This window comes from Mesorhizobium sp. M4B.F.Ca.ET.089.01.1.1 (assembly GCF_004022605.1).
In the GTDB taxonomy this organism is placed as follows: domain Bacteria; phylum Pseudomonadota; class Alphaproteobacteria; order Rhizobiales; family Rhizobiaceae; genus Mesorhizobium; species Mesorhizobium abyssinicae.
In genome coordinates, this window is the sequence record NZ_RZOS01000006.1 from 35,991 (window position 1) to 44,726 (window position 8,736).

General features: G+C 60.3%; 9 protein-coding genes. All 9 read left to right on the forward strand.

The window, feature by feature from the left end:
* Positions 1–71 precede the first annotated feature (71 nt).
* Positions 72–800, forward strand: a complete 729-nt coding sequence (locus tag EN780_RS01385; protein ID WP_128271729.1) for a Crp/Fnr family transcriptional regulator — start codon at positions 72–74, stop codon at positions 798–800.
* Between the two features lie 147 nt (positions 801–947).
* A complete protein-coding gene (locus EN780_RS01390; RefSeq protein ID WP_128271731.1) occupies positions 948–1,661 on the forward strand; it encodes a Crp/Fnr family transcriptional regulator in 714 nt (237 codons plus the stop codon).
* Positions 1,662–1,892: 231 nt separating this feature from the next.
* Positions 1,893–3,503 (forward strand): cytochrome-c oxidase, cbb3-type subunit I, encoded by a 1,611-nt coding sequence (gene ccoN, locus EN780_RS01395; protein ID WP_127284831.1) that lies wholly within the window; start codon positions 1,893–1,895, stop codon positions 3,501–3,503.
* Positions 3,504–3,514: 11 nt separating this feature from the next.
* On the forward strand, positions 3,515–4,246 hold the full coding sequence (gene ccoO / locus EN780_RS01400) for a cytochrome-c oxidase, cbb3-type subunit II (RefSeq protein WP_128271733.1): 732 nt from the start codon (positions 3,515–3,517) through the stop codon (positions 4,244–4,246).
* A gap of 11 nt (positions 4,247–4,257) precedes the next feature.
* Complete coding sequence (locus EN780_RS01405) at positions 4,258–4,407, forward strand: cbb3-type cytochrome c oxidase subunit 3 (protein WP_127284833.1); 150 nt, start codon at positions 4,258–4,260, stop codon at positions 4,405–4,407.
* Positions 4,408–4,409: 2 nt separating this feature from the next.
* Positions 4,410–5,273, forward strand: a complete 864-nt coding sequence (gene ccoP / locus EN780_RS01410) for a cytochrome-c oxidase, cbb3-type subunit III (protein ID WP_127308705.1) — start codon at positions 4,410–4,412, stop codon at positions 5,271–5,273.
* Between the two features lie 179 nt (positions 5,274–5,452).
* Complete coding sequence (gene ccoG, locus EN780_RS01415) at positions 5,453–7,012, forward strand: cytochrome c oxidase accessory protein CcoG (protein WP_128271739.1); 1,560 nt, start codon at positions 5,453–5,455, stop codon at positions 7,010–7,012.
* On the forward strand, positions 7,009–7,506 hold the full coding sequence (locus EN780_RS01420) for a FixH family protein (RefSeq protein WP_127308703.1): 498 nt from the start codon (positions 7,009–7,011) through the stop codon (positions 7,504–7,506). The genes ccoG and EN780_RS01420 overlap by 4 nt, the downstream gene beginning before the upstream one ends.
* Positions 7,503–8,736: heavy metal translocating P-type ATPase (locus tag EN780_RS01425; protein ID WP_133372568.1), on the forward strand; the 1,234-nt coding region annotated here is incomplete at its 3' end. The genes EN780_RS01420 and EN780_RS01425, both read left to right, overlap by 4 nt.

Sequence of the window (8,736 nt, forward strand, 5' to 3'; positions counted from 1 at the left end):
GGACAAACTGACGCAACAGCAACGAGATGCGGTATGGTATTCTATTTCTCTCTCTGGGCTCGAGCGATGCAATGACGATCAGACAGGATGTCCACAGTGCCGGCATCCCCGTTCTTTGCCGATCCTGCGAAGCGCGCCACCGGGGGGTGTGCGGCGCGCTCGAGCCCAATCAATTGATCAAGTTGGCCAAGACCTCGTCGAGGCGTGCCGTTCCCCCGGGCGGTGAGTTGGTTGGCGATGCCGAAGCTGTTGAACGCTATTCAAACGTGCTTTCCGGGGTGGTTAAGTTGACAAAAAGCCTTCCGGACGGAAGGCAGCAAATTGTCGGACTCCAGTTCGCGCCGGATTTCTTGGGGCGTCCGTTCAAGGCGGAAAGTGCTATCAATGCCGAAGCTGCGACAGAGGTGTCGCTGTGCTCATTTCCAAAGACCGTCATCGAGCGGATGATGAAAGACTCGCAGGAGCTGGAGCATCGCCTGCTTGAGCAGAAGCTGAACGAGCTTGACGATGCGCGCAGCTGGATGGTGGCGCTGGGGCGCAAGACAGCCTCGGAGAAGGTCGCGAGCTTTCTTCTGATGATCACCAGGAATATCGATCCGGCCGTTGATGTCGCGGCTGGGCCGACAAGTTACGATCTGCCCCTATCACGCTCCGATATTGCTGACTTCCTTGGGCTGACGATCGAGACGGTAAGTCGCCAGTTGACCAGGCTGCGAGCCGATGGGGTAATCCGCATCGAGAACCATCGACACATAATCGTAGACAGCCTGAGCCGGCTGGAACAACGCTGCGGCGGCTGATGATTGGCGACAGAGCCCATACTGTTCTTCTTTGCAGCGCTGGTGCCACCGGCCTAGGAACAAGCACCGACAAAGCCTTGATCTCGATCAAGGCGGTGCAGGCCACAGTCGGAGCAAATAGGCGTCCTATTGATCATAGGCGTCACAATGGCCATCAAACAGGGTGCTCAACAAGCTGACATTCCCACGATCTGTGAGTCCTGCGAAGCGCGACAAGGTGGATTATGCGGCGCACTTGAGACTGGGCAACTAGTCAACCTGGCCAAGGCTTCATCAAGGCATGAAATCCCGGGGGGGACAGAATTGGCCGACGACGGAGCCTACTCGAATGTACTGTCCGGCGTAATCAAACTTACGAGAAACCTCTCGGATGGACGTCAGCAGATTGTCGGCTTCCATTTCGCGCCCGATTTTCTGGGCAGGCCTTTCAAGGCACAATGGCCCATCACGGCGCGAGCCCTCACGAAGGTGACGCTATGCTCGTTTTCAAAGACGATCATCGAGCGCATGATGGAGGAAACGCCAGCGCTTAGGCGTGTGCTGCTAAAGCACGCGCTGAAGCAGCTTGACGAAGCACGCTATTGGATGGCGGCGTTGGGGCGCAAGACTGCTTCGGAAAAGGTCGCAAGCTTCCTTCTGAAGATTGCCAGGAACATAGGTCCTGGCAACCACTCGGCGAACTCGATGAGCTTCGACTTGCCAGTCAAACGCGCGGATATAGCTGACTTTCTTGGACTGACGATCGGGACTGCCAGTCGCGAATTGTCCAAGCTGCGAACAGATGGTGTGATTAGGATTGCAAATAGGCGGCATATCAGCCTGGAAAGCGTTGCTCGGCTTGAGGAACGCTGCGGCGATTGAACTGCCAATCGTCCCTTCTCCGGGAAAGTAATAATATCCGCTTCGGCCGCCCTATCTGAATCCAACAGTTCGCCTGCAGGCTGCCCCATTGCATCGTTCTGCAGAACTGTCGCTCCCCAAACAAAAAAGAAGCCGCCCTTTGACCTGGATCAAGGCCAGAAAAGGGAAAATCCCGAATTCGTGCCGATGGCGGTCACGATCCGCCGGAAATTCGAGATCGGGGACTTCGCGATGAGATTTGGCACGGAGATCGTCCTTCTAAGCCTGTTTGCCTTTGCGGCCCTCGTCGCGGCAGGCTTCGGCGCGGATGAGCCTTTCCGCCAGCACATGTGGGTGTTGTTCTTCGCCGTGGCCGGCTTCACTGCGATCCTGTTGCGCAAGACGGAGTTCAAGCCGGCGGCCCCGATTGACCCAGAGGCTTACATGGATGGCCCGGTCCGCTACGGCGCCATCGCCACCATGTTCTGGGGTGTTGTCGGCATGCTGGTCGGCGTGGTCATTGCGCTGCAGCTTGCCTATCCGGATCTCAATATCCAGCCCTGGTTCAATTTCGGCCGTCTGCGGCCGCTGCACACATCCGGCGTTGTCTTTGCTTTCGGCGGTAACGCGCTGCTTTGCACGTCCTTGTATGTCGTGCAGCGTACGTGCCGCGCACGGCTCTTCGGCGGCGATCTCGCCTGGTTCGTGTTCTGGGGCTATCAGCTTTTCATTGTCATGGCCGCCACCGGCTACCTCCTCGGCATCACCGAAAGCCGCGAATACGCTGAGCCCGAATGGTACGTGGACATCTGGCTGACCATCGTCTGGGTCGCCTATCTCCTCCTGTTCCTCGGCACGATCATGAAGCGCAAGGAACCGCATATTTACGTCGCCAACTGGTTCTACCTATCCTTCATCGTGACCATCGCAATGCTGCACGTGGTCAACAACCTGTCGATGCCGGCCTCCTTCCTGGGTTCGAAGAGTTACTCGGCCTTCTCGGGCGTGCAGGATGCCTTGACGCAGTGGTGGTACGGCCACAACGCCGTCGGCTTCTTCCTGACCGCCGGCTTCCTTGGCATGATGTACTATTTCGTGCCCAAGCAGGCCAACCGGCCGGTCTATTCCTACCGGCTCTCGATCATCCACTTCTGGGCGATCATCTTCCTCTACATCTGGGCCGGGCCGCATCATCTGCACTACACCGCCCTCCCCGACTGGGCACAGACGCTCGGCATGGTGTTTTCGATCATGCTCTGGATGCCTTCATGGGGCGGCATGATCAACGGCCTGATGACGCTCTCCGGTGCCTGGGACAAGATCCGTACAGACCCGATCATCCGCATGATGGTGATGGCTATCGCCTTCTACGGCATGTCGACCTTCGAGGGTCCGATGATGTCGATCAAGACCGTCAACTCGCTGTCGCACTATACGGACTGGACCATCGGGCACGTCCATTCGGGTGCGCTCGGCTGGGTGGGCATGATCTCGTTCGGCGCGATCTATTACATGGTGCCGAAGCTATGGAACCGGCAACGGCTCTATTCGCTGCGGCTGGTCACCTGGCACTTCTGGCTGGCGACCCTCGGGATCGTCGTCTACGCCGCGGTCATGTGGGTCTCCGGCATCATGCAAGGCCTGATGTGGCGTGAGTACGACGAGCAGGGCTTCCTGGTCTACTCCTTCGCCGAAACCGTCGCCGCCATGCATCCATACTATGTGATGCGCGCGGCGGGCGGCGCGCTGTATCTCTCCGGCGCGCTGCTCATGGCCTGGAATATCACCATGACCATCCTCGGCTATCAGCGCGAGGAGCAACCATTGCCGGGTTCCGAACCCGCCCTCCAGCTTGCCGAATAAGGAGCCAGACAATGGGCTTGATGGACAAACACGCGATCATCGAGAAGAACGCCACGCTTCTTCTCGTCGGCTCGCTGCTTGTGGTGACTGTCGGCGGCATCGTCGAGATCGCGCCGCTCTTCTATCTCGACAACACGATCGAGAGAGTCGAAGGCATGCGGCCCTATTCGCCACTCGAACTTGCAGGCCGCAACATCTATGTGCGCGAGGGCTGCTATCTCTGCCACAGCCAGATGATCAGGCCGTTCCGCGACGAGGTCGAGCGTTACGGCCACTACAGCCTGGCCGCCGAGTCGATGTACGATCATCCGTTTCAGTGGGGCTCGAAACGTACTGGCCCTGACCTTGCCCGGGTCGGCGACCGATACTCGAACGATTGGAACGTCCAGCACCTTATGGACCCACGTTCGGTGGTGCCGGAATCAATCATGCCGAGCTATGCCTTCCTGAAGGACGCGCCGATCGAAATAAAGGACTTCTCGACGCATCTGATCGCGAACAGGCGTGTGGGAGTCCCCTATTCCGATGACATGATCGCCAACGCCAACGCCGATCTGATCGCGCAGGCAGACCCGAACGCCGATACGTCTGGCCTCGAGAAACGCTATCCGAAGGCCAAGATCGGCGACTTTGATGGCAATCCGCAGCAGGTCACCGAAATGGATGCCCTGGTCGCTTACCTCCAGATGCTCGGCACCCTGGTCGATTTCAAAAACTATGACGAAGCCGCCGGTTACCGCTGAGGAGAGCGAACATGGATTACACTCTGATGCGGGAATTCGCAGACAGCTGGGGCCTGCTCGCCATGGCGGTCTTCTTTGTCGGATGCATTGCTTTCGCACTCCGGCCGGGTGGCCGCGCCCAGGCCGATGAAGCCGCCCGTATTCCCCTCAAGGACGATTGATCATGAGCTCAGAGCATATCGACGACGTCTCGGGTATTTCGACGACCGGCCATGAGTGGGATGGCATCAAGGAACTCAACAATCCTCTTCCCCGCTGGTGGGTGATAACTTTCTACGTCACCATCATCTGGGCAGTGGGTTACACCATCGCCTATCCGGCATGGCCGATGCTATCTTCAGCGACGAAGGGCGTGCTCGGCTATTCCAGCCGCAACGATGTCAGGAACGAGCTGGCGGCCGCAGAAGCCGCCAAAGGCAAATATGTCGCTGCCATCCAGGAAAAGACCGTCTCCCAGATTGCTGCTGACGACGCGCTGCGTGAATTCGCGGTCGCGGCCGGCGGAGCCACGTTCAAGGTCAATTGCGTCCAGTGCCATGGCTCGGGTGCGCAAGGATCCAAAGGCTTTCCCAACCTCAATGACGACGACTGGCTATGGGGCGGCATGGCCACCCAGGTTGAGCAGACGATCATGCACGGCATCCGCTTCGCCTCGGATCCGGATACGCGGCAATCGGAAATGCCTGCGTTTGGTGCCATCATCACGGGCGACCAGATCAAGCAGGTCAGCGCCTATGTCGCCGGCCTTTCCGGTCCGGTCCAGAACAAAGGCCTGATCGAGCCCGGCGCCAAGGTGTTCGCGGAAAATTGCGTCGCCTGCCATGGCGCTAATGCGAAGGGCAACAGGGAGTTCGGGGCACCTGACCTGACCGATGCGATCTGGCTCTACGGATCGGGCGAGACGGCCATCGCGGCCCAGGTCCGCGAGCCGAAACATGGCGTCATGCCAGCCTGGATCGGACGTCTCGGCGAGACCAAGGTCAAGGAACTTGCGGTCTACGTCCATTCGCTTGGCGGCGGAAAATAGGAAGGCGGGGGCCTGTTCTCTTCCCTCAGCCGCCAAAGCGACGAGGCCCGGCCGCGCCGGGCCTCGGTTCATTTCCGACATTCCAAGATTGACCTGCATCAACGCGGCTCGGCCGGCCGAGCGGCATTGTTTGGCTCAGCGCGGGCACGACAATCGCCAGCGCGCGAGTGGAGACAACCGTGCTGGATCAGATACAGGTAGAACGACTGGAAGCCCAGGCGGTCAATTCCGCCAAGACCCGGCAGCCGCTCTATGCTGCCCGGAAGAAGATTTTCCCGAAACGGGCCTCGGGCAGTTTTCGCCGCTTCAAATGGCTGGTGATGGCGATTACGCTGGGCATCTACTATCTGACGCCATGGCTGAGATGGGATCGCGGGCCGTTCGCCCCAGACCAGGCCGTGCTCCTCGATCTCGCCAACCGCCGCTTCTATTTCTTCTTCATCGAGATATGGCCCCAGGAATTCTACTATGTCGCCGGCCTTCTGATGATGGCCGGCATCGGCCTTTTCCTGATCACATCCACGGTCGGCCGGGCCTGGTGCGGCTACACTTGTCCGCAGACTGTCTGGGTCGACCTGTTTCTCGTCGTCGAGCGTGCGGTCGAGGGCGATCGAAACGCACGCATGAAACTCGATGCCGGCCCATGGACCGCGCGCAAACTTGTGTTGCGTGCGTCGAAACACGCGATCTGGCTAGTCATAGCGGCAGCCACGGGGGGCGCCTGGATCTTCTACTTTGCTGATGCGCCGACGCTGATTGGCGAAGTCTTCACTGGCGCTGCCGCACCGGTTGCTTACGCAACCATCGCTGTGCTGACGGCGACCACCTACACGTTCGGCGGACTGATGCGTGAGCAGGTCTGCACCTATATGTGCCCGTGGCCGCGTATTCAGGCCGCCATGCTGGACGAGAATTCGCTCACCGTCACCTACAATGACTGGCGCGGCGAGCCCCGCTCGCGCCATGCCAAGAAGGCCATAGCCGCTGGACAGCCAATCGGCGATTGCGTCGACTGCAACGCCTGTGTCGCAGTCTGCCCGATGGGGATCGACATTCGCGACGGCCAGCAGCTTGAATGCATCACCTGCGCGCTTTGCATCGATGCCTGCGACAGCATTATGGACAAGCTCGGCAGGGAGCGCGGATTGATCTCCTATGCGACATTGTCCGATTACAACGCCAACATGGCTGTGGCCACTGGGGGCGGTGAACGCCCGGTGGACCCTTCGCTGGTGCGAACCGCCGGCGGCACATTCTCCGAGAAGTTGGCGCATTTCCACATACGCAAGATCTTCCGTCCGCGCACCTTTATCTATCTTGGCGCCTGGTCGGCAGTCGGAGTCGCACTGGTTTACTCGCTGCTGACCCGCGAGCGGCTGGAGATCAATGTCCTGCACGACCGCAACCCTCAATTCGTCACTCTTTCCGACGGCTCGATCCGCAACGGCTACACCGTCAAGCTGCTCAACATGATCCCTGAGCCAAGGACCATCGTCCTCACCTTGCAAGGTCTGCCGGGCGCCGAGATGAGCACGGTCGGCGACGATCTTACTCCGGCTCGCTCTTTCGCCACCCTGGTCGAGCCTGACCGGTTGAAGACGCTGAAGGTTTTCGTGCGCCAGCCCCCGGGACAGATTCTTGGGATCACGCAAAGCTTCAAGTTCCGGATCGACGACAGGGCCGGCCACGAGTCCGCAGAATACACAGCCACGTTCAATGCACCGGAGAACGCCAGATGAGTGCCCATTCGCAGAGATCCCGCGAATTCACCGGCCGGCACATGCTTTTCACCATTCTCGGCTTCTTTGGCGTGGTCATTGGGGTCAACGTGACCATGGCGACCCTCGCCAGCAAGAGCTGGACTGGCCTTGTCGTCGAAAACACCTATGTGGCGAGCCAGCAGTTCAACCGAAAGGCGGAGGAAGGTCGCGCGCAGGCGGCGCTCGGCTGGACTGGCGAACTGACGATCGTGTCGGGCAACGTGCGCTACAGCTTGAGCGACGCCGCCGGCAAGCCTGTTCCACTGCATGGCGTGAAAGTCCGGTTCCGTCATCCTGCCTATGAAGCAGAGGACAAGACTGTCGTTCTGGCTTCTGGCTCGGGCCAGGAATTCGGCGTCCGTCATACACCGAAGGACGGCGTCTGGATCGTCGAAATCGATGCCGACGCCGGTCTGGCGGAGCCCTATCGCGACGTGCGTAGAATCATGATTTCCCATGGAGCGCTGCAATGAGCTGTTGTGCACCAGGCGCCGAAATGGCGCTGGATCTCGACGGGGCCACATCCGCCCTGCCGTCGAGCCAGGAAATCAGGCTAGCCAGCCGCTCGCTTGGCGATGACCTGCACCAGACCGACCTCTCGGTGCCAACGGTTCATTGCGCTGCCTGCATCCAGACGATCGAGACGGCAATCGGCAAGCTGGGCCATGTCGAAGGCGCTCGCGTCAACTTGTCGACAAAACGTGTTTCGGTCCGCTGGCGTGGCGATGAGGTTCCAGCATTCGTCGCTACGCTTGGACGACTGGGCTATGAAGCGCACCTGTTCGATCCGGAGCCTGACGGGAAGGACAAGACGCTCTCGGAACTGATCCGCGCCGTCGCGGTCGCTGGCTTTGCGGCGGGCAACATCATGCTGCTTTCGGTCTCGGTCTGGTCCGGCGCAGAAGGCGCGACCCGCGACCTATTCCACTGGGTTTCGGCGCTGATCGCCATCCCCGCGCTCGCCTTCGCCGGCGGCATCTATTTCCGCTCGGCCTCGAATGCGCTGCGCCACGGTCGCATGAACATGGATGTCCCGATAGCGGTCGGTGTCTCGCTCGCCTATGCCATGAGCCTCTACGAGACGATCACGCACGGCGAGCACGCCTATTTCGATGCGTCGGTGTCCTTGCTGTTCTTCCTTCTGATCGGCCGTACGCTGGATCACGTGATGCGGGAGCGCGCACGGACCGCAGTGAACGGCCTGGCGCAACTGGCGGCGCGCGGCGCCATGGTGCTGCGGGGTGACGATACACGCGACTACCTGCCCGTCGGCGAGATCGAACCGGGCATGCAACTGCTCATCGCGGCCGGCGAGCGGATTCCGGTCGATGGCAATATCCTCAGCGGAATCTCTGATCTCGACTGCTCGCTGGTATCCGGGGAAAGCGCGCCCCGGACCGTGGGCTCGGGAGCGCAGGTGCAGGCCGGCACGCTCAATCTCACTGGTTCGCTGACCATGCAGGCGACGGCCGCGGCGAAGGATTCCTTCCTGGCCGAAATGGTCCGACTCATGGAGGCCGCAGAGGGTGGCCGCTCGCAGTATCGCAGGATCGCCGACCGGGTCTCTGCCCTCTATGCACCTGTGGTTCATCTCGCGGCCTTGCTGACATTCCTGGGCTGGGTGGTCGCGTCCGGCGACTGGCACTTGGCAATGACGATCGCGATCGCCGTTCTCATCATCACGTGCCCTTGCGCGCTCGGCC